This is a genomic window from Streptomyces sp. NPDC107500 (genome assembly GCF_055582785.1).
Genome location: NZ_JBVJPF010000012.1, coordinates 50,328 through 72,089, shown reverse-complemented (window position 1 = coordinate 72,089; position 21,762 = coordinate 50,328). Strand labels below are relative to the sequence as shown.

Genomic DNA, 21,762 nt, shown 5'->3' with positions numbered 1-21,762 from the left:
TGCGCGTGGGCTGCTGCAGACCTTCGTTGATGCGCGGTCTTCCCCGGCACCGCCGGTGTTACCCTCCTCCCGCGCTTCCGGCGTGGTCGGGATACCGCTGGTCGCGGCGCCGGCCGAAGGAGCCGGAAAGGGAGACAGGTGAGCGCACACACAGGGCCCGAGGACGCCGCGCCCGTCGGCCGGGCATCCGAACGGCGCATGGTGACCGACCTGTTGGCCACGCTGTCCGCCGACGGCACCGGCCGGATCGACCGCGCTGGCGGCACCGACCAGGCCGACCGCACCGGCGGCCTCCGGGTGCTCCACCTCAACGGCGGACCGGGGTCCGGGAAGACCGCACTCCTGCGCTTCGCCGCCCGCACGGCGGCCGAACGCGGCGTGCCCGTACTGGAGACGGCCCCCGCCCCCGCCGAACGCGACCTGCGGTACGCGGCGTTGCACCGCCTCCTCGGCCCTTGGCTGTCACGCCTCGCCGATCTGCCGAGTGCCCGGTGCGCCCCCCTGCGGGCCGCGTTCGGCTCCGGCGGCCCCGGAGCGGCCCGAGCGGATCCCGGCCCGCTCGCCGCCGCGGCCCGGGACCTGCTGACGCTGACCGCGGACCCCGTCCTGCTCTGTGTGGACGACCTGGACCTCCTCGATCCCGCGAGCCGGGAGACCGTACGCGCCCTGTCCCGGCTCTGTGCCGGGACCCGCATAGGCCTGATCGTCACCGAGCGGGCCGCCCCGGCGGCGGGGGAGCCGTTTCCCGACGCCCTTACGGCCACCCTCGGACCGCTGACCGCCCCCGAGGCACGCCGTCTCGTCGCCCTGGCGGGGCGGGTGTCGACCTACGCCGAGGAGGAACTCGTCCTGCGCGTGGCGCGCGGCAACCCCCTCGCGCTCCGCGAACTCTCCCTCGGCGACACCCTCTCCCCGGACACGGCCGGCCTCGGCACGCTGCCCGCCACCCCCCGCCTGGCGCGGGCGTACGCACGGGACCTGGAAGGCGTCTCGCCGCCCGCCCGTGATCTGCTGCTCGTCGGTGCGCTGAGCACCTCACCGGCCGCCCGGGACGTCCTGAGCGCCGCCGCCCGTCTGACCGGCGGCGACGACGCGGCCCGCGCCGGCTTGCGGGAGGCTCTCGCACGGGGACTGGTAACCGGACCCGACGGCGGACGGGAGAACGGCCCCGTACGGGACGGCGCCCCGGAGGAGGACCGCGGCCGGCAGGAGGTCCGTGACCGGCAGGAGGACGGCGGCCGGCAGGAGGGCCCCGGTGCGGACCACCGGCGCGTCCACCCCGGCCCGGACCGCGGACTGCGGTTCCCCGACCCGCTGCTGCGCATCGCCGTGCTCGCGCTGGAGCCGGGGTCGCGGCGCCTGGCCGCGCACGCGGCGCTCGGCGAAACCGTCACCGACCCGGCCCGCGCCGCCTGGCACGCGGCCCAGTGCACGGCCCGTGCCGACGAGGCACTCGCCGCACAACTGGAAGCCCTGGCCGCCGGGCCGCACGAGGGGACGGACGTACTGCCCTCCCTGGCTGCGCTGGAACGCGCCGCCCACCTCTCCCCGGATGCGGAGACCGGTGCGTCCCGGCTGGCGCGCGCCGCCGAACTCGCCTGCCACCACGGGCTGGAGCTGCAGGCCCGCCGGTACGCCGAGGGCGTCGGGGCGGCCGGGCAGGGCGCTGTCGGCCGCGCCCGGGCGCTGTGGCTGCAGGACCTGCTCCCGGACGACTTCGCGGTCGGCCGGGAACGCGTCATGGAACTGTGCGCGACGGCCCGCGCCGTCGCCGCCGACCACCCGCTCCTCGCGCAGAAGCTGCTGCACGCCGCCGCCGGCCGGTGCTGGTGGCAGCGGGCCGCACGCTCCGAACGGGACCTGCTCCTGCGGACGTTCCAGGACCTGCGCCCCCGCCCCTGGGACGCCCGCGACCTCGCCGTGCTGGCCCTGGCCGACCCGTCGGCCGCGAGCCGCGAGGCACCGCCCGCCCCGCTCGGGCCGTCCGGGCCGTCCGGCACCGAGGAGCTGCTGCTGCTCGGGCAGGTCGCCCACCTCACCGGCGACCTCCAGCGGGCCGCGCCGCTGCTGGCGCGGGCGGAGAGGACCGCCCGCGCCGAGGGACGGCACGGACGGCTGCCGCGCCTCCTCGTGGCCCGCGCCCTGGGCGAGGTGTGGCTGGGCACCCGGTGGTCCACCGCCCTGGCCATGGCCGAGGAGGCCCGGGTCCTCGCCGCCCGGACCGGACAGGCCGACTGGGCGGCGCGGGCCGCCGGGGCGCAGGGCGTCCTGCACGCCCTGTGCGACCGGCCCGAGGACGCGCTGCGGTGCGCCGCGGAAGCCGAGGAGGCGGCCCTGCGTCTCGGCCGCAGCCGGCACCTGGACCTGGCCGCCCTCACCCGGGCACTGACGGCGTCCGGCGCCGGACGGTACGCCGAGGCATACGCCCAACTGCGCGCACTGCTCACCGAACGGACGGCACCGTACGCCTTCGAACAGGTCTGTGCCCTGGTCTTCCTGGCCGAGGCCGCCTGGCCGGCCGGTGAGCGCGCCGACGCCGCTGCGCTCGTCGAGCGGATCAGGGCCCGGGTACCTGACAGTGGCCCGGCACCCCTGTTGGACCGTGTCCTGGCCCACGCCCGTGCCGTGCTCGCCGAGGACGACCGGGCCGGGGCCCGCCACGCCGAGGCGCTCGGTGACGGGGCCGAGCAGTGGCCGCTGCTGTACGCGATGACGCGGTTCGCGCACGGGGCCCGGCTGCGGCGCCGCCGTCGGTTGCTGGATTCCCGGGAGCCGCTCCTCGCCGCCGAGCGGGTCTTCCGGGACCTGGGAGCCGCCTCCCGCGCCGATCTGGCCGCCGCGGAGCTGGCAGCGACCGGACTGGTGCGGACCCGGGCCGAGCCGACCGCAGCCGTGCGGACCGGACCCGGGCCGGCCGGTCCGGAGCGGTCCGGCCCGGAGCAGGGCTCCCGCGGCCAGGCCGCCGACCTGCTGACCCCGCAGCAGCTGACCATCGCCCGCCTCGCCGCCCGCGGCCTGTCCAACCGGGCCGTCGCGGAGCAACTGCGCCTGTCGCCGCGCACGGTGGCCGCGCACCTCTACCAGATCTTCCCCAGACTGGGCATCACCTCGCGCGCACAGCTCGCCGAGCGCATCGACCCCTCCTGACCCCCCACCCCGCCGGCCCGCACGGCCGTCAGCCGACGCGCGCCTCCCGCAGTACCGCGGCCAGTTGCGTACGCGAGGTCACCCCCAGCCGGGGGAAGACGCGGTACAGATACGCTCCGATGGTGCGCGGCGCCAGGCCCATCTCCTCCCCGATGGCCCGGTTGGACAGACCGCGTGCCGCCAGCCTGGCGATACGCAGCTCCTGCGCGCTGAGCAGGTCATGGACGCCCGCCGGCCGTCCCGTCGCGCCGGGCCCTGCGGTCTCCGTCCGCGCCCCCGCCGCGCGCAGCTCCGCCGTGATGCCCGCCACCCGCGCCCGCGCGTCCGCCACGGCGAACGCGGCCGCCGCCTGCCGCAGCGCGACCCTGGAGTCGGTGACCTCGCGCCGCCGCCGCAGCAGACGCCCGTGGGCCAGCCGCAACGAGGCGGCGAGATGAGGCCGTCGGGACAGGTCCAGGGCGAACGCCCGCCCGTACGCGGCGTCGGCGTCCTGGTCACGGCAGAGCACCGCCCGTGCCACCGCGAGTTCCGCGGCCACCGACTCGGAACGATCCGCCTCCGCTTCGGCGGCGAGCCGGCTCACCAGCACCCGTGCCTCGCGGCCCGCGCCCACCGCCTCCGCGGCCTCCGCGAAGGGGACCAGGGCGTACCGGGCCACGGCGGTGCGGTCCGGGTCCGTCAGGAGCGCGAGCAGTCCGGTGTGAGCCCCGGCGAAGTCACCGCCCTCCACCCGCGCCCAGCCGGTCGCGACGGCGACCACGTCGTCGACGAACGGCACCGCGGGCCGGGCCGCCGCCCGGTCGGCACCGTCCACGGCGGGTACCGTCCCCGCCCGCAGCCCCCGCACCAGGCGTCCGAGCAGGTTCGCGGCGGGCGCGAGCCGGTCCCGGCCGGGCGCCGCCGCCCCGCCGCAGCGGGCGAACGACCGACCGGCCTGGCCCCAGTCGCCCATGAACAGGTGCGCCAGCCCCTGCCGCAGCCACAACTGCGGCAGACGGTCGTCCAGGCCGAGGGCACGGCACCGGTGCTCGGCCTGCCGGAACAGGTCCAGCGCCCGCGGCGCCGCCCCGGCCAGCAGGGCGGCCTCACCCAGCAGTTCCAGGCCGCGCACGGGCACCGGGTGCGCGCGCGAGGCGGCGGGCAGCCGCGCGACGACGGTCCCCGCCCGGCGCGCACGGCCCACGGTCGCCATGGTGTGCACCAGCCGAGGATCGGCCGCCCGCCCCGGCATCCGGTCGAGGAAGTCGAGCAGCGCCTCGGACCGCCGCGCGTCACCCGCGATCCCGGGCCCCGTCAACCGGGCCAGCTCCAGCGCGTGTTCCTCCTCGCGCGGCCCGTCCGGCACGGGCCAGCCGGCCGGGTCCGCCCAGGAACACCGCCCGTCCCCGTCCTCGGCCTCCGCCAGGACGCGGGCGCACAGCGTGCCGAGCGGCCCGAGCGGGTGCCGCAGCGCCCGGTGTGCCAGCGTCCGTGCCCCGCGGCGCGAACCGAGGTCGTGGGCGAGCCGGGCGGCCATCAGCGCACACCGACCCCGGTCCTCGGGCGTGGCGTGCAGGTCCGCCGCGCGCCGCAGCAAGCGGACCGCCGTCACCGGGTCGCCCTGCTCCAGGGCGTCGCCGTGCACCGCCTCCAGCTGGGTTGCCAGCTCCGGGTCCGTCCCCCGCGCCGCCTGCGCCGAGTGCCACGCGCGGCGTACCGGGTCCCGCTCCATCACCTCGGCCAGGGCCGCGTGGGCGGCACGGCACCGGGACGGGCCGACGCCGTGCACCGCGGCCCCGGCCGCGGCGGGATGCGTGAACCGCAACCCCGTGCCCTCGCACTCCACCAGCCCCGAGCGCTCGGCCCGTTCCACCGCCGCGAAGCCCGGCGGGGCGCCCCCGAGCCGGGCCGCGGCCGCCATCAGCAGCGGCAGCTCGCCGTCCGGGTGGAGCGCCGCCACCAGCAGCAGGTCACGGGTGCCCGCCGGGAGCAGCGCGGCGGCCGGGGCCAGCGCGGCGGCCAGCCGGTCGGAGGACGGGGGCAGGTCGGGCACCGACTCCCCGCTGCGCGCCGGGAGTTCGAGCAGTGCCAGGGGGTTCCCGGCGGCCGTCGCCAGCAGTTCACGTGCGGCCAGCGGGTCGCAGCCGGGGTGCCGCAGGGCCAGCAGTTCGGCGCAGTGCGTCGGGGACAGCGGGCCGAGCGGCAACTCGGGCAGGCCGGCCAGCAGCACACGCCGCCCGGGATGGGGACGCGCGGCGATCAGCACCGAGAGCGGCCGTCCCGCCGTCCGCCGCGCCACGAAGGCCAGCACGTCCGCGCTGACCGTGTCGAGCGCGTCGAAGTCGTCCACGACGAGCAGCAGCGGCCGCTCGGCCGCGGCCGACTCCAGCGCACCCAGCACCAGGAAGGGCAGCGGTGTTCCGCCGGTGCCCGGTGAGCCGTCGAGCAGCAGCCCCTCCAGCTCCCGCAGCGGGCCCGTGCCGCCGCCCGGAGCGGGTCCGTCCAGCAACGGCCACACCAGTTGCAGCAGACCGGAACGGGGGCCAGCACCGGCGCCCCGTACACCGGCGCAGCGCAGCACCCGCAGGCCCGCGCCGGCCGCCGCCTCGACCCCGGCTTCCAACAGCTCCGACTTGCCCGCGCCCGCCATCGCGTACACCGCCCGTGTCGCCCCGTCGGCCAGGCCCTGCCGCAGGAACGCCGCCAGCGCCTCCAGTTCGCTGTCGCGACCGATGAGGCGGGCCCGGGCGGAGTCCGGCCGCCCGCGGACCGCGGCGGGGAGCGGCGCGAGCGGCGGTACGGCGTGCTGCGGTGTCGACTGCCCGCTTGAGACGGCCCCGGCGGCTGCGTTCATGATGACCCCTGTTCCCCTGCGCGAACGGCCCCACCGGCGTGTGCGGGGACGTTCTCCTGGCCGCTCCTCATCCCACCGGACAGGGGTCCGCCCGGCCAGGCAGTTCACATGCAGTTCGGCCCGGCCGCGACGCGTGGCGGGAAACCGCCCCGTGAGACGCTTGCCCGGAGATCGATCCGGGGGTGGGCGGTGGAGACGAACACATTCGGTCCGTTGCTGCGTGAGGCACGGCAGAGAGCACTGTTCACGCTGGAGAGCCTGGCCGAGGCCTCCGGCGTCAGCGTCCGCGCCATCAGCGACATGGAGCGCGGCAAGAGCCTGCCGCGCCAGTCCACACTCGGTGAGCTGATGGACGCCCTAGACGTGAGCGAGGAACAGCGGCGGCACCTGGTGGCGGCGGCCCGGCCGCACACCCGGCCCGTCCCCCGGCAACTGCCGCCCGACCTCGCGGTGTTCCGCGGCCGGGAAGACGTACTGGCCGAACTGCGTGCCATCGGGGACCGGGCGGCCGCCCGCGGCGGCCACGTCGTCATCTCCTCCATCGGCGGCATGGCCGGCGTCGGCAAGACGGCCCTCGCCGTGCACTGGGCGCACCGGATGGCGGAGCGGTTCCCCGACGGCCAGCTCTACGTGAACCTGCGTGGCTTCGACGACTCCGGCAAGCCGCTCGACCCGGGCGACGCCCTCGGCGGGTTCCTGCGCGGGCTCGGTGTCCCCAGCGCCGACATCCCCTCCTCGACCGAGCGGCGCGGCGAGCTGTTCCGTCGGCGGGCCGCGTCCCTCAGGCTCGTCGTGGTCCTCGACAACGCCCGCGACACCGACCAGGTCAGGCCCCTCCTGCCCGGCGCCCCCGGGTGCCTGACCGTCGTCACCTCACGCAACCAGCTCCTCGGCCTGGCCGCGGCCGACGGCGCCTCACCGGTCGGCCTCGACGTGTGGACACCCGAGGAGGCCCTGGCCGCGCTGGACGCGAGGATCGGCGCCGGACGCTGCGCGGCGGAGCCCGAGGCCGCCGCGGAACTGGTCCGGCTCTGCGGGCACCTGCCACTGGCGGTGGCGGTCGTCGGCGCCCAGCTCGGTGCCGAACCCCGCCTCGCGCTGCGGGTCGCCGTCGCCGAACTGCGCGAGGCCCGGCCCCGGCTCGACGCGCTGGCCGCCGAGGACCGCAGTGTCGACGTCCGCGCCGTCTTCTCCCGGTCCTACCGCGCGCTCGGCCCGGCCACGGCCCGATTCTTCCGGCATCTGTCCCTCCACCCCGGCCCGGCCGCCTCCGCGCAGGCGGCGGCCTCCCTCGCCGGACTTCCCACGGCGCGGGCACGTGGACACCTGCGCGAACTGGCCTCGGCCAGCCTGCTCTCCCGGGACGCCGACGGCCGCTACGTCCTGCACGACCTGGTGCGCGCCTACGGCGCCGAACTCGCCGAGCGGCACGGCGACGACCGTCTCGGCGCCCAGGACCGTCTGCTCGGCTACCTCCACCACAACGCCAGGAGCGCCAACGTCCACGTGATGCCGCAGTTCCGTTCCGGCCTGCCCGACGACGTGCCGGCGGGAGCGGTCCACGTGCCGATCGACAACCGGACGGACGCCCTGGACTGGTACCGCCAGGAGGAGCAGACCGCGGCGGCCGCCCTGCGCGCCGTGGACGCCCCGGAACTCGTGCGCCGCCGGATCCACGTCGCGCTGGAGTGGGCGGTCTACAACGAGGCCACGGGACGCTGGCCGGAGGAGATCGCCGCCACGCGCATCGCGCTCGACGCGGCCCTCGCGCTCGACGACCCCGTCGCCGTCGAACGCAGCAGCCACAACCTGATCCGCGCCCTCATCGAGACCGGACGCGGCGACGAGGCCGACGGGCTGCTCGGCATAAGGCTCGCCCACCTGTCCCGGCTGTCCGCGGAGCACCGCACCGGGGCCGAACGTCGGGCCTCCTGGGTGTGCAGCCAACTCGGGCGCGACGACGAGGCCATGGCCCACGCGCGTACAGCCCTGACGATCGCCCGCACGCTCGACCGGCCGGACGAACTGGTCCGCGCCCTGCTCGAACTGGCCTTCAAGGTGTCCGAGAACGGAGACCACACGGAGGCGGTCGCGCTGTGCGACGAGGCGCTGCCCGTCCTGCGGGACACCGGGGAGCGCCGCTTCGAGGCGATGGCCTGGGGCACCCTCGGTGTCGCCCGGCTCGGCCTCGACGACCTCGACGCCGCGGTCGACGACCTGGAGAAGGCGCTGCACCTCTTCGAGGAAACCCTCGACGTCTACAACCAGGCCGAGACGCTCGACAACCTCGCCTCCGTCCACCTGCGGCGCGGAGCCACCGACGAGGCCAGAGCCTGCTGGCTGAGGGCCGCCGACCTCTTCACCGGCCTGCGCGTCGCCCGCGCCGCGGACATGCGGGCCAGGGCGGAGGCCCTCCGGCCGTGAGCCCTGCAGCCGGGCGGCACGCCGCCCGGCCCGCCCGGCGGGGACAACGGCCCCCGCACCGACCGTCCGTCGACGGGCTCCTGACCTCGTTCGCCCACGCCCGGCCCCGCACACGCCCCGGGCCGCGCCTCGCTGAACAAGCCCTCACGCACCGCCGCGCAGCAGCGCGCGTGCGGCCCTCGCCTTCGGCGGGCCGGCCGCCGCGCGCAGCAGCCCCGGTCCGCGCCCGCGCGCCGCGTCCGCGGTGAGCAGCTCGATCTCGATGAGGGTGCGCACCAGCCGCCGGCTGCCGGCCGGGACGAGCCCCGTGAGTCCCCGGCTCGCCAGGAGCGCGGCACGGGCCAGGCCGATCTGCTCGTCCAGCAGCTCCCGCAGGCCGGCGCAGGGCCGCCCCGCGGCCAGCTCGGCCGCCGTGACGGAGAACTTCTCCAGCGTGCTCGCCGGGATGCCCAGACGCCCCTCCCGCAGGTCCTCGGCGAGGTCGTTGGTGAAGTCGAGTCGCTGACTGCCGTCGATGAACGTCCGGCACGCCGCCCGGTACCGCCCGTCGTCGTCACCGTCCGGCCCCAGCAGCTCGGCCACCAGCATGAAGGCGGGCAGGGAGTAGGCGTCCACGTAGGCCTGGTAGTCCTCTTCGGTCGCGAAACCGGCGAACTCAAGCTCGGCGGTGGCGGTGGACAGGTACTCCTCCACCCTCCGGCCGAGCCGGGGGCGCGCGGCGACGGTGCGTACCAGCGCGCGGATCAGCGGGTCGTCACTCGTGCCCGTGGCCAGTCCGTCGCGCACCCGGCGCTCCCAGTCCGCCCAGGCCGCCTCGCGCCGCGTCCGCGGACCGGTGTCCAGGAGGTTGTCGCCGTGGTGCATCACGGCCGTCATCGCGACGACGTGCGGCAGCAGCGAAGGCGGCAGCAGCAGGCGGACGGCCAGGTAGGAGGTCGGGCGGAACCGGGCCACCAGCCGCCGCTGCGCGTCGTAGTCCCGGCGGTCCTCGGCGGCCGTGACACCGGCCGCGGTCAGGCTCCTGCTCCACTTGCTCACGCGCCGATCGTAGGCGGACACGGGCCGGGCCCAGGAGCGGGGGGAGGCGGGCCCGCCACCGCGGCCACGGCCGTCACCGGCCGGGAGGGACACCCCGGCCGGTGACGGCGTGGCGGATGCGAAGGGCTACGGAGTGATGAGGTAGGCCCGTTCGATCGTCTGGACGAGCGTGTCGCCCCCGGCATCGGTCAGTTCGGCCCGCAGCGAGACCGACCCCGCGCCGGCCGGGTGCCGCAGGACCAGGTGGGTCCCGTCGACGGCCCGGGCGGCCTGCCAGGTCTCGCCTTCGTCGTACGAGACGGCGAAGGCGAGCTTCCCGGGCCGCTGTCCCGCCGCGGCGCCCTCGACGTGGAAGGGCACCTCGAAGCGCACGCCCGCCTTCGCGGTGCTCGCCGGTGTCAGCCGGGGCGTGAAACGGACCACGGACAGGGGCAGTGCCGACCATGTGCCGTCCGGTGTCTTCGCGGAACGGAAGGTCCACACCGACCTGACCCGGGTGCTCACCGGCGTGACCTCCGGGTCGCGGGAGCTGTCCAGGGTCAGCCGGTACGCGCTGTCCTCGGCGGGGACGGTGTAATGGGCGAGGTCCTCGGCCGGGGAGACGCCGTCGGGCTCCAGGACCTCCTGGCCGTCGGCCAGGAGCGCACTCTCCCGAAGCGTTCCCGAGTGGGTGTTCCAGTGGCGGGCGCCGTCGTTGTACTGGGGGAGGTACGCCCTGATGACGTTCCCGTTCCGGGAGATGCCGGGGGTGACGATGGGCGGCGCGGTGCTCGTGTCGCCCAGTGCCGGTCCGAAGACGCCGGTGTTGAACCGCTCCGTGTAGTGCCGGCCGGCCCGGTAGGTCCCGGTGGTCCAGAACTCGTTGTCGGGGCCGTCGCCCGTCAGCACGAGGAAGTTCCACCGGACGCCGTCGCCGAGGACGTAGTGCGTGCCGCGCAGCGGCAGGTCCCCGGTGACGGGCGACCCCAGCGTGGTCAGTTCCCCGTCGGGGGTGAGGGTCTGGGCGAGGAGGCTTGCCTGCCCGCCCGCGGTGGGCGTGCCGACCCGGAAGTCGATCTCGGCCAGTTGTCCGCGCTCGACCTCGGTGGTGAAGCCCCCGAGGTCGCCGGACCGCTTCCAGGCGAGGTGGTAGGCGTCCGGCGTCCGGCTGCCCGGATCGTTGCCGCTCCAGGTGCCCGAGTACTGGGCGAACGCCTGACCGGCGGGCACGGCGGCGCCGAGCTGCCCGACGGTGAAGCTCCGGAAGTCGGGAAATGCGTAGGTGAACAGCCCTGGGTCCAGGCCGGCGTCCCGCTGCCAGCCCAGGGCGACCAGAGCGTCGACGTTCGTGGCCGCCGGTTCGGGCAGGGTGGCCCGGACCGGTCGGCTCTGCCGGGCGTCGAGGGTGACGGTGGTGTCCGCGTCCAGCCGCAGCCTCGGCTGGAACAGCACGGCGTGGACCGGGGAATCGAACCCCGGGTGGATGGTGTCGAGGAGGGAGTAGTCGCCCTTGGGCAGCCGGACCGTGACCTCGCCGTCCTCCTCGTCGGCGTAGGAGGCCTGGAAGTCGCTGTCCACGCCCTGGACGTCGGCCACGGCGTCGCCCGTCGCCTCGCCGTGCTCGTCGAGATGCCTCAGCGTCAGGGAGTACATCTCCACCTCACGCTCCACCCCGACGGCCGTGCGTACCCTGACCCCGCCGTCGGCGGAGACGGCGGACACCGAGCCGCCGAACGTGCCGTCGGCGGTGCCCGCCCGGGTGTCCGCCGTGACCGCGGCGCTCGCCTCACCGCCCGCCGGGACCGTGAGACGCCCGGGCGAGAGGGTGAACATGCCCTCGGCGGCGCCTTCGCCGTTCACCGAGCGCGCGTCGACGGACAGGTCCAGCGTGACCGGCTCCGTACCCAGGTTGCGGTAGGTGAGCTGCCGCGTCACCGGCTTGTCGTCGTCGTGCGGCCACTGCTGCGCGCCGAAGTCGAGCGGTCCGTGCTCGGTGACGACGCTCTGTCCGATGGCGCGGGCCACATCGACCCGGCCGGTGCCCTGCTGGAACGAGCTGTACGCGCCGGGCTCGGCGGCAGCGGTCAGCGCCGCCTTGAGACGCCGGCCGCTCCAGTCGGGGTGGCGCTGGGCCAGGATGGCGGCGGCTCCCGCGACGTGCGGGGTGGCCATCGAGGTGCCGTCGAGGGTGATGTAGCCCGGTGTGTCGGAAGGGTACGCGCTCTCCAGCCTGCTGCCGGGAGAGGACGCCGCCGTGATGGCGACACCGGGTGCGGTCAGGTCGGGTTTGACGCCGCTGTCGCCGACGCGTGGGCCGCGGCCGGAGAACTCCGCGAGCCGGTCGGAGTCGTCGACGGCTCCGACGGTGAGCGCGGCGGGGGCGCTGCCCGGTGTGTTGACCGTGTGCTCGCCCGGTCCGTCGTTGCCGGCCGCGACGACGAAGAGCGTTCCGGTGTCGGCGGAGAGCCGGCCGATCGCCTCTTCCACGGGGTCGGTGCCGGGTGTGTCCGTGGCGCCGACGCTGAGGTTGACGATGTCGGCGCCCTGGGCCACCGCCCACTCCATGCCCGCGAGGACGGTGGACTCGTCGGCGGCACCGGAGTCGTTCAGGACCTTGGCGTCCAGGATCCCGGCCCCCGGGGCGACGCCCTTGTACCGGCCGCCGGACCCGGCCCCCGTGCCGGCCACGATGGAGGCGACGTGGGTGCCGTGGCCGTAGCGGTCCTGCGCGTCGGGGGAGCTGGAGAAGTTCTGTTCCGCGATCACCTGGCCCGCGAGGTCCGGATGGTCCGCGTCGACCCCGCTGTCCAGGACGGCGACCTTGGTGCCGGTGCCGTCGAAGCCGGCGGCCCAGGCGGCGGGCGCGCCGATCTGGGGGACGCTCCGGTCGAGGGCGGCCCGCAGCGTGCCGTCCAGCCACACCTTCTTCACCGCCGTCGAAGGGGCGAACCGCGCCCCGGACCCGGCACTTTCGCCCTCGTCACCGCCGGACTCCGTCGTCCCGCCGGTCACGGCGTCCCAGAACTCGGTGGCGCGCTTCTTGGGGGTGTGCAGCGCCGCCCCGCCCACGACCGGCAGCGCGCGTGCGACGGTCGCCCCGGTGCCGGCGAAGGTGTTCGGGCGCCTCTCACCGTCGCGGAAGGTGACGATCAGCGGCAGCTCGGAACGGTGCGCGTCGTCGTAGTGGTCCGCCACCAGCCCGGTCACGTCGAACAGCCGCGGGTCCAGCCGGCCCGTCGCCAGCAGCAGTTCGGCGTCGCCGGGTATCACACGTGTGTGTCCGGCGACTTTCCGTACCGAGATCGGCACCCGCTCCCGGCCCTTGGCACGCTCGACCTGGACGACCCGGCCCGCTGCGTTCGTCGTGACCCGGTCGCCGGTGATCAGCGTCACCGTGTTCGGCACCTTTGCCGTACCGGAACCGCCCACGTCCGGGGAACCGGCGGGCGGGGCCGCCGCGGCGTGGCCGGTCAGGCCTGAGGCGAGGGCCACGGCGAGGGCGACGGCCCCCGTCACGTGCCCGCTGGGTCTGCGCATGAAAAGGAGCTCCTGTCCCAGGACGTTGTGCATACGGACTGTGTGGAACGAGTGGAAGGGAAGGCGGAACCGGCAGGTGGGGGAGGAGCGGCGGCACGCTGCTCGGCGCGTGCCGCGCGTCCTCGCTGCCCGGCTCAGCTGGCGGCGTTCTCCGGCACGGAGATCTGGCGCTCGGCCCAGCTCATCCGGACGGTCGCGTGGTAGTTGAGCGTGGCGCCCGCCCGCAGACCCACCTTCTCGGCAGCGGCTGACCGTTCGACCAGCAGGTCCTGGTCGCAGAGCAGCGCGCCGGTCGACGGGTCGATGACCAGCCGCTGCCGCGTGGTGCCCGCCGGAGTGCGGTATGTCTTCGGGAACTCGACGCCGACACCTGCACGCCCCAGCGGATCGGTGACGTGTCCGACCACCCGGACTCCGGGCAGCTCGGCCATCACCCGGTACGCCGCCGCCCGTACGGCCGGCTTCACGGGCATCGTCACGAGGTTGGCCGCCTGGCGCAGCACGAAGGCGCTGCGGCCCGCCCCGGCGCTGTCGGCGCTGCTCTCCCGCCCGTACAGCCCCTCCAGATGGCGGCGCAGTTCCTTGCTGGTGGAGGGCAGCGCCCGGAGGTCCTCGTAGGAGACGTTGTCCGGACCGACGGCGTAGATGTCGCCGTCGACGTTCGTGTGCGTGACGCTCGGCCGGTCGGTGCCCAGGGCGACGGGCCTGCGGACCCCGTCCTTCGATCCGGCGCCGATGCTGACGGTGTCGGGGGAGCCCGCGGCCTTCCAGCGTGCCTTGTCCGCGGCGGACCAGGGCTCGACCACCGCGTCCAGTCCCGTGATCATCAGGCTCTGCGTCCCGGGCCGTACGCCCACCGACCACTGCTCGCCCGACGTGGTGCTCACGGCGAAGGACTGCCCGTTCGCCTCGGCCAGCTCCACGTACCGTGACCGCGTGGTGGTCTGCCAGTACGTACCCTTCGCGGGCGCCGCCTCCGCGTTCCGGGCCGCGCTGAGCAGCTGGATGTGACCGTCGACGCGCACGTCCTCACCGTTCCCCGGTGTCCGCGTCGTCGTCGGGGACGGCGGCTGCGCCACGGCGGGGTCGGCCGGTGCCTGCCCGTCCGTCCTGCCGACGGCCACCACCACCGAGGCCGCAACCGCGGTCAGTGCCACCGCTCCCAGCGGGCGCAGGCGGATGCCGCGGCGGGCCGAGCGGCTGTCCGCGGGTTCGGCGACGATACGCGCGAGGTCCTGCCGCTGCCGCGTCGGGTCCGTCAGCCGGGAGGGGTCCAGTGCGTCGGGCCGTGCGTCCGCGAGCACGTCCATGACGTCGTGCCGCCCGGATCGCTCGACAGGGTTCTTCATGCGGGTGCTCCTTGGCCATGCGGATATGTGGTGTGTACGTCGTCCACGGGGGCCGCCTCCGCGGCCCGCGCCGTCTCCAGCGCCTTCTCCAGACGGCGCCGGGCCCGGTACAGACGCACCGTCAGCGTCGGGCCGGTGCAGTTCAGGACCCGGGCGGCCTCGCGGGCGCTCAGGCCGTGCCAGGCGATCAGGGTGAGCAGTTCCCGGTCGGCCTCCGGCAGGCTCGCGAGGGCCTGCAGCGCGGCGTGCCGGTCGGTGACCACCGTCGCGACATCACCGACGTGGGCCCTGTCGCCGCTGGTGAGGCGCTGGGCCTCCTCGGCGGCGGTCAGGTACCGGCGGGCGTCCCGGCGGCGCAGTTCGCGCACCAGGTTGCGGGCCACCCCCAGCAGCCAGGGCAGCGGGGGGTGGGGCATGTCGCTCAGACGCCGCCAGGCGACGGTGAAAGTCTCGCTGGTGATGTCCTCTCCCACCTGCCGTCCGACCAGGCTCGTGGCATAGGCGAGGACACGCGGGTACTGCTCTTCGTAGACACTGCGGAAGCGCTCGGCAGGCGTCACGCGCCCTCCTCTCGTCTCGCGTTCACACCCAGCAATGCGCGCGGCGAGCCGCTTCTTACCTGTGCGAGGAGAAACACGTCGTGTGAGCGCTGTCACACCGAGGAAGGGCTCGGCGTCGGCGGCGCCGTCGGAGTGCCAGCCGTTGCCGGCGACGGCCTGGAGTCCTTGTCCGCGTTGATCTCCGCGATGTGCGGGTCGGAGCCCTCCTCTGCTGCCTTCTGTGCCTGACCCTCACCGTTGACAGGTTTGAGGTGGCTCATACGTAGCCGCAGACACATGGGTCGGGGAAGACCGACTTCTCTGCAGCCCGCCGGGCACCGCACACCACCCTGCCCGAACTCACACCTACTCACAACCTCGCCATCGCTTCACGTATCACCCAAACCCTGTTACATTTTGCGTCAAATCTCCCGAACGGGTGGACGATCGCCATGGGGCGGGTAGCGGGCTACCTGGGCACATCGGTTCAGGGCTTCGTAGTGAGCTCGTCCTGTGGCTCTGACGTTGCTTTACGGCGTTCTCGTGTGTTCCCGACACGCCCTCACAGAGGAGGAAGAGTGATGATTTCGAGGACCCTGGCTCGGCGGGCGGGAATTCTCGCCACCGGAGTGACGGTGGCGGGACTGGGTCTTGCCGCCCCCGCCTCGGCCGCAAGCAGCAGCCCGTCCGCATGCGCCGCCACTTGCACGGCCACCGTCGAGATCGTGGGATTCGGCGCCTGGTACCAAGGAACGGTCGACAACACCTATTCCGCCCCAGGGCTGACCAGCTGGATCTGGGTCGGGTCGAACAAGCAGGGCGGCCACTTGGACTACTACCTGCAGGGTGAGGGGACCATGCGCAAGCTCTACAACCCGGCGGGTGGTTCGTCCTCGACGGCCCTGTCCAAGAAGGTCGTCACCTTCAGAGTCTGCGGACCTAACTACATCGGCGGCGACGCCTGTGGTCCCTGGAACATCCCCGCAACCTCCTAGCCCTGCCCTCCGTCTCGTACGTGTGGCCGGCCCGCGTGCGGCGGTACCGCCGCGGCGGATGCCCGTTTCTTAATCCAGTTCATCAGGGCAGACGACTTTGGTGCAGGTCCTGAAGGGGCCCCGTGGGGAAGCCGGATGCCTCCCTCGGGACGACAGCAGGACGTGGTCCACGGCCTTCACCAGTACGTCCTTGACCGACGTGCGCAGGCGCGCGTCGCACAGCATGACCGGTACCTCCGGCTGCAGGGTCAGTGCTCGGCGCACCCCGACGGCCAGCTCGTCCCACATGAAGGAGAAGCGGCCCTGCCTCGGAGTGCCGAACGGCCGCGGGCGGAACCCGACCACGTGCCCGCGGGCGCTACCGGGATGCGAAGACCCACCGGTTCCGCGGAGTGGAGCACGCTGTGGACGTCCGTGCTCCAGCAAGGCTCCTCCAGCCCGGCGGCGGGGTCGGGACGGGGTTCGGCGTTGAACAGCCGTGGCAGGTCATGTTAGGCGCTCGCGTGCCGCGGCGTAGATGGGGTAGCGCTGGTGCGAGCCAGGGTCTGTCCCCATCTTCGCCTCGAAGCCCAGCACACTGCTGGGCGCACTGTGCGCGTCGAGGCCCGCGCTCAGCATGATGACCTGTCGGCAGCTGCCGGTCACCGTGTCGAGCACGAAGTCGTCGAGGACCCGGGTGCGCAGCGCGAAGAAGCGGTCCTGCCCACAGCGGATCCGCGTCACCGCCCGGTACTTCGTCGTACCGGCGTGGCCAGTCGACACAGCCGGACTCCGCACGGAGGAAGTGCTCCGCGTACCCGTCCTGGCCCAGCTCGCCGGGATGAGACGACTCGATGGCCCACACATCGGTGACCGGAAAGGCCGTCAGTCCGACGCCCCCGACTCCGGGGCGATGGCGCACCGGAGTTCACGAGCCTGACGGCACATCGCACCGCGGCGCCGAGACCGGCGCGACGAGAAAGCGGGGGAGTTCCGTATCGACGAGCCGCAGCAGGGCCGACACCGTCGCCCGCGGACGGCGCCGGTCCGCGGTGGCCAGGTACAGCGACCAGTGCAGGGGGGCGTCCCGCACCGGGAGAACGGCCAGTCCCTCTGGGGCCCGACCGGCCACGAACGAGGGCAGGAAGGCGACGCCCAGACCGTGCCGGACGAACGAGGTGGTGGTGGCGATCTCGGTGGCTTCCAGGAGCACCCGGCGCTCCAGTCCCGCGGCGGTGAAGGCACGGTCCACCAGGTCGCGGTTGCCGTAACCGACGGGTGAGTCGACGAAGGGCTCGTCCACCAGGGCGTTCAGCGCCACGGAACCGGCGCCGGCCAGGCGATGCGCGGCGGGCACGATCAGCACCATCGGTACGGTGGCCAGCTCCCGCACGTCAAGTCCGGCGGGGCGGCTGCCCGGCAGGGACGAGAAGGCGAGGTCGAGTTCACCCGTCAGCAGGTCGCGCACCAGTCCGGCCGAGCCCGTGGGCGAGGCGTGCAGGCGGAGGGTGACGTCGGGGTGCAGCGCGTGGTAGCGGCCCAGCAGGGCGGGAATGTCGAGCAGGCCGGCGGCGGCGACCCCGCCCACCCGGAGCGTTCCCTGGAGCCGGCCACGCAGACCGAGCACCGTGTCGTACGCCTCCTGCGCCGCGTCGAGGGTGGCCGTGGCCTTGGGCAGCAGCGCCATCCCGGCCTCGGTGAGAAGGACGCCCCGCGGGGTGCGCTCCAGCAGTTCGGCCCCCAGCTCGCGTTCCAGGGCGCGCACAGCCGTCGAAACGGCCGACTGGACCACGTGCAGACGCCGGGCGGCCCGGGTGAAGCTCTCCTCTTCCGCCACGGCCACGAAGTAGCGCAAATGATGCAGTTCCACAGACACGTGTCTATCACCCACGGAGATGCCGCGTATCACGAGGATACGTTGGACGCCCAGCCCGAGCGGTACGACGCTTGAGGCATGTCACACCTTGCCGCGGCGTCCGGCCGCACCCGCCTCGACGTCCGCCCGCCCGCGTCCGAGCCTCCCCGGCGGAACGCGGACCGCCACCGGACCGCCCACACCCGCGGATTCTGGTCCGTGGCCGTCGCCTTCACGGTGCTGATGGCCTTCGGCACCGCGCCGACTCCGCTGTGGCCGCTGTACGCGCAGCGGGACGGCTTCGGCGCCACGACCGTCACCGTCGCCTTCGCGGTGCTCGTGCTGGGCGCGGTGGCCGGCTTCCTCGGCCTCGGGCACCTGTCGGACCGGCTCGGGCGTCGGCGGATCGTGGTGCCCGCCCTGGCGGTGGCAACGGTCGCGGCGCTGGTGCTCATCGAGTGGACGTCACTGGAGGGGCTGCTGGTGGGCCGGTTCCTCGCCGGAGCCGGTATCGGGCTGATGGCCTCCACGGCCACGGCGTATCTGCACGACCTGCACCACAGCCGCCACCCGGACCGGCCGGACGCCGCACTGCCCGGCGTCGTCGCCTCGCTCGCCAACCTCGGCGGGCTCGCCCTGGGCCCCCTGGTCGCCGGTGGGGTCGCGCAATGGGTCGGGCACCCGCTCACCGTGGTCCAGTCGGGCTTCGCGGTGACGTCGGCCCTCTGCCTGGTGACGGTCCTGGTCACCCCGGAGACGGTGGAGCGCACGGGCGACGCCGGAGATCCGCCGCCGCGATTCGCGCTGCGGCCCGGCACCGGGACGGTGTTCGGCGCGTCCGCCGCGCTGGCCGTCTTCTCCTTCGCGCTGTTCGGGCTGATCTCCTCCCTCGGGGCGGTCATCCTCGTGGCCAGGCTCGGCATCACCTCGCACCTGGTGGCCGGTGTCGCGGCGTTCCTGATGTTCGGCGCGTCGGCGCTGGCCCAACTGCTGCTGCGCAGGCTGGCGCCGCGTCCCATGTCCCTGCTGGGCGCCGCCCTGCTGCCGGCCGGACTACTGCTGGTGACGGCATCCCTGTATCGGCCGGCCCTGTGGGTGTTCCTGCTCGCGGTGACGGTCGCGGGGGCGGGGGCGGGTCTGCTGTTCAAGAGCGGGGTGGTGCGGGCCACCGCGGTCGCGAGGGCGGAATCCCGGGCAGGGGTGCTCGCCATGTTCTTCGTGGCCGGATACCTGGGCATGGGCCTGCCGGCCGTGCTGTTCAGCGTGGCGAGCCGGCTGGTCGGTCTCGGACCGGCGATGGTCGCCTTCGCCGCGGTGCTCTCGGTGGGCGCCGTGTCGGCCGTCGCCGTCGGCAACAACGCGGCCCGCGAGGAGAGGCGTTGACCAACCCGGCTCGCCCGCCGCTCAGTGGAGCCCGTCGGCCCGAGCGCGGCCGACCACGGACGCACCCGGGGCAGCCGTCCCGCCCCGCTCCTGAGCGGGCGGGGCGGGGCGGTCATGGAGCTGGTACGGGGCGAGTACGCTCGCCACCGCCGGGCCACGGGTGCACGCGGGGCAGGAGAGCCTGCCGACGACCCCGGCGGGCTGGGCGGCCGGCGGTGTGACCGGACCCGCGGCCTGAGGTGAGGTGCCGTCCGGAGGCGGCGGCCAGGGAGCCGAGTGTCGACAGCGGCGCCGTACGTGTCCCTCGGCGGACAGGTACTCGATCTCTGTTCGACATCTCAAGTCCGCCCAGGTCGGAGTCCTTCTCCGTAAGGTCGTCGGCGTTTGGAACCGACACCCGGAAGGGCTCTGACATGTGTGTTCAGGATCGGCGCGGCTTTCTGCGCAACGCGGCGCTCGCGGGCGCGGGTGCCGGTGCGGCGGCCGTGGGGGGCGGGACGCTGGGGCTCGGCGCGATTCCCGCGTACGCCGCGGAGGCGTCGGGAGCGGGGGACGATCTGAGGTGGAATCCGGACCACACCTCGCTCCAGTTCACCTTCGCCGTGATGCCGGACACGCAGTACCTCTACTGGGGGAGCCAGGACAGCGTCAACCGGACTCCGCAGGAGGAGTCGTTCCGCTACATAGTCCGCAACAGCGGTGTCGCCGATCAGAACATCGTGTTCATGTCCCACCTCGGGGATCTGACGCAGGACGCGGACGAGTCGTCGTTCGAGCAGGTGGACCGGGCCTTCGACCTCCTGGACTCGAAGGGCGCCGCGTACAGCGTGGTGGCCGGCAACCATGACGTCAGCGGCGACGACACCCGGGGCGACACCCCGTATCTGCGGACTCTTGGGCCGCGGCGCTTCAGGCACTCGAAGACCTTCGCAGGGGCGGACCGGACCGGGTACAACACCGCGCACGTCTTCAAGGCGGCCGGACGGTCCTGGCTGGTGCTGGCGCTGGACTGGCGGACCACCGAGCAGGGTTTCACGTGGGCGAACGAGGTGATCAAGGCCCACCCCGAGATGCCGGTGATCCTCACGGCGCACGACATCGTCTACTCGAACTACGATGACAACGTTTTCCCCTACGAGTCCGGTGACCCGGAGAACAACGCGGCGCTCTCGGACCACGGGCAGGCGATCTGGGACAGACTGATCGCGGACAACGACCAGATCTTCCTGACGCTCAACGGCCATTACTGGCCGTCGGCGCGCACGACCAGGAAGAACGCCCACGGCAATGACGTGCACCTGCACATCACCAACTACCAGAACCGCTTCTTCGGCGGCGGGGCCATGATCCGGCTCTACCACTTCGACCTGGCCCGCAACACGATCGACGTCGAGACCGTCAACCCGTGGATCCTGGCCCAGGACCCGAAGTCGCGCAGCGCGCTCGCGGCCGAGCACGCCCGGATCACCGGGCCGGTCGACAACTTCTCGATCCCCGTCGACTTCGAGAAGCGGTTCTCCGGTTTCATCCCGGTCCCGGTGCGCCCCGCGCGGCCCGCCGGCCGGCTGCTGGTGAAGGGGACCATGGCGTACTGGCGTTTCGACGGTCAGGGGGCGCCGGGGGCCGCGCTCGCGGCGGGGCAGAAGGTCCGCGACCTGTCGGGCAAGGGCAACGACCTCACGGTGGTCGCCGTGCCCGGCACGTCCGCCGACGCGCTGACCTGGTCCGACGACCACCACCCCGATCAGCCCGGGCACGGCAGCCTGACCTTCGCCGGGGGCCGCGGCCCGGTCCACGGCGCGTATCTCACGACGGCGGCGGGCGCTCCGCTGAACACCGAAGCGTTCAAGGGCGGGTACACGATCGAAACGTTCGTGCGGATGCCGCTGGACTGGGACGCCGGACGCAACGGCAACGCGTCGGTCCTCAGCCGCCGTGGCGCCGCGGGGGCGGCCGGCAAGCACGGCAAGAACACCGACCCGGACGAGCCGCTGGCGCAGCTGAACATTACGAACAACGGCCGCGAGGTGCAGTTCAACCACTACCCGCTCAACACCACCTATCCGACCACCAACTGGAGCCACGGCCTGGCGGAGCTGAAGTGGTGGCACATCGCGGTGGTCAACGACGGGCGGTACACCCGGCTGTACGTCGAGGGCTCCCCGGTCGCCGACGACCCGAAGCGGGTGTCGAACGGCCTCAGCTCGCTCGGGCTGCCCTGGCTGGTGGGCGGGCACGAGTACGCCGGTGCGATCGACGTCGTCTTCCATGGCGGCGTGGGCGACATACGTGTAGTGAACCGCCCGCTGGCGCAGCGCGAGTTCCTGACCGCCGAGTAGCCGCAGGGCAACCGGAGTCGGCCGACCGCACCGGGCTGTCGGCCGGGGGAGCGGTCACCGCCGCCTTCGAGCAGGCCACCCTGACGGTGAGGATCTCCGCACCGCGCAACGTGGGCTGTGACAAGCACCGGCGGGCAGATACGACGACGCCGGAGTGTGCCACGGCCCGCCGCGAAGTCGCGCCCGGCGCCGGTGAGCAAGGGCGTCGGTGCTCTCACCCTGAGGGGGCGAACTTGAGCGGTCGCTCGGCCGGCTGCTGGAGCAGTCCGCCCTCGCCGGCGCGGAACAGGTTGCCGCCGCGGTGGCCGCGTTCGCCGGTCTCCTGCACCGCGCCCGGCGTCTGCGGGAGATCACCGAATCCCACG

General features: G+C 74.1%; 13 protein-coding genes. 5 read left to right on the top strand and 8 right to left on the bottom strand.

All coding sequences use genetic code 11. The features are described from left to right. Nucleotides 1-138: 138 nt before the first annotated feature. A complete protein-coding gene (locus ACZ67M_RS36945; RefSeq protein ID WP_469854245.1) occupies nt 139-3,147 on the top strand; it encodes a helix-turn-helix transcriptional regulator in 3,009 nt (1,002 codons plus the stop codon). 28 nt (nt 3,148-3,175) lie between these two features. Here ACZ67M_RS36945 and ACZ67M_RS36940 read toward each other — a convergent pair whose 3' ends face one another. Beyond that, on the bottom strand, nt 3,176-5,980 hold the full coding sequence (locus ACZ67M_RS36940; RefSeq protein ID WP_469854244.1) for a LuxR C-terminal-related transcriptional regulator: 2,805 nt from the start codon (nt 5,978-5,980) through the stop codon (nt 3,176-3,178). A gap of 189 nt (nt 5,981-6,169) precedes the next feature. Between ACZ67M_RS36940 and ACZ67M_RS36935 the strand changes: the two genes are divergently transcribed. After that, entirely contained in the window at nt 6,170-8,404 is a 2,235-nt protein-coding gene (locus ACZ67M_RS36935) for a helix-turn-helix domain-containing protein (RefSeq protein WP_469854243.1), read from the top strand. 144 nt (nt 8,405-8,548) lie between these two features. Here the strand turns inward: ACZ67M_RS36935 and ACZ67M_RS36930 are convergent, their stop codons facing one another. From ACZ67M_RS36930 to ACZ67M_RS36915, 4 genes are all read right to left on the bottom strand, one after another. After that, on the bottom strand, nt 8,549-9,442 hold the full coding sequence (locus tag ACZ67M_RS36930) for a squalene/phytoene synthase family protein (RefSeq protein ID WP_469854242.1): 894 nt from the start codon (nt 9,440-9,442) through the stop codon (nt 8,549-8,551). A 126-nt stretch (nt 9,443-9,568) separates the two neighbouring features. Continuing rightward, nucleotides 9,569-12,958, bottom strand: a complete 3,390-nt coding sequence (locus ACZ67M_RS36925) for a S8 family serine peptidase (protein WP_469854241.1) — start codon at nt 12,956-12,958, stop codon at nt 9,569-9,571. 134 nt (nt 12,959-13,092) lie between these two features. Beyond that, a complete protein-coding gene (locus tag ACZ67M_RS36920) occupies nt 13,093-14,307 on the bottom strand; it encodes a CU044_5270 family protein (protein WP_469854240.1) in 1,215 nt (404 codons plus the stop codon). Then, nucleotides 14,304-14,867: an RNA polymerase sigma factor gene (locus ACZ67M_RS36915; RefSeq protein WP_469854239.1), complete on the bottom strand. Its 564-nt coding sequence runs from the start codon at nt 14,865-14,867 to the stop codon at nt 14,304-14,306. Before ACZ67M_RS36915 ends, ACZ67M_RS36920 begins: the two co-directional genes overlap by 4 nt. 560 nt (nt 14,868-15,427) lie before the next feature. Between ACZ67M_RS36915 and ACZ67M_RS36910 the strand changes: the two genes are divergently transcribed. Beyond that, nucleotides 15,428-15,841: a hypothetical protein gene (locus tag ACZ67M_RS36910; protein ID WP_469854238.1), complete on the top strand. Its 414-nt coding sequence runs from the start codon at nt 15,428-15,430 to the stop codon at nt 15,839-15,841. Nucleotides 15,842-16,327: 486 nt separating this feature from the next. Here the strand turns inward: ACZ67M_RS36910 and ACZ67M_RS36905 are convergent, their stop codons facing one another. Beyond that, on the bottom strand, nt 16,328-16,603 hold the full coding sequence (locus tag ACZ67M_RS36905) for a class I SAM-dependent methyltransferase (RefSeq protein WP_469854237.1): 276 nt from the start codon (nt 16,601-16,603) through the stop codon (nt 16,328-16,330). Between the two features lie 145 nt (nt 16,604-16,748). Further along, entirely contained in the window at nt 16,749-17,690 is a 942-nt protein-coding gene (locus tag ACZ67M_RS36900; protein WP_469854236.1) for a LysR family transcriptional regulator, read from the bottom strand. A gap of 84 nt (nt 17,691-17,774) precedes the next feature. On the opposite strand from ACZ67M_RS36900, the gene ACZ67M_RS36895 reads away from it, so the two are divergent. Together ACZ67M_RS36895 and ACZ67M_RS36890 are read left to right on the top strand one after the other, a co-directional pair. Beyond that, nucleotides 17,775-19,058, top strand: coding sequence for an MFS transporter (locus tag ACZ67M_RS36895; protein ID WP_469854235.1), 1,284 nt, complete (start codon nt 17,775-17,777; stop codon nt 19,056-19,058). Between the two features lie 413 nt (nt 19,059-19,471). Then, a complete protein-coding gene (locus ACZ67M_RS36890; RefSeq protein WP_469854234.1) occupies nt 19,472-21,397 on the top strand; it encodes a LamG-like jellyroll fold domain-containing protein in 1,926 nt (641 codons plus the stop codon). Nucleotides 21,398-21,611: 214 nt separating this feature from the next. Here the strand turns inward: ACZ67M_RS36890 and ACZ67M_RS36885 are convergent, their stop codons facing one another. Next, entirely contained in the window at nt 21,612-21,761 is a 150-nt protein-coding gene (locus ACZ67M_RS36885) for a hypothetical protein (protein ID WP_469854233.1), read from the bottom strand. Between the last annotated feature and the right edge of the window lies 1 nt (nt 21,762).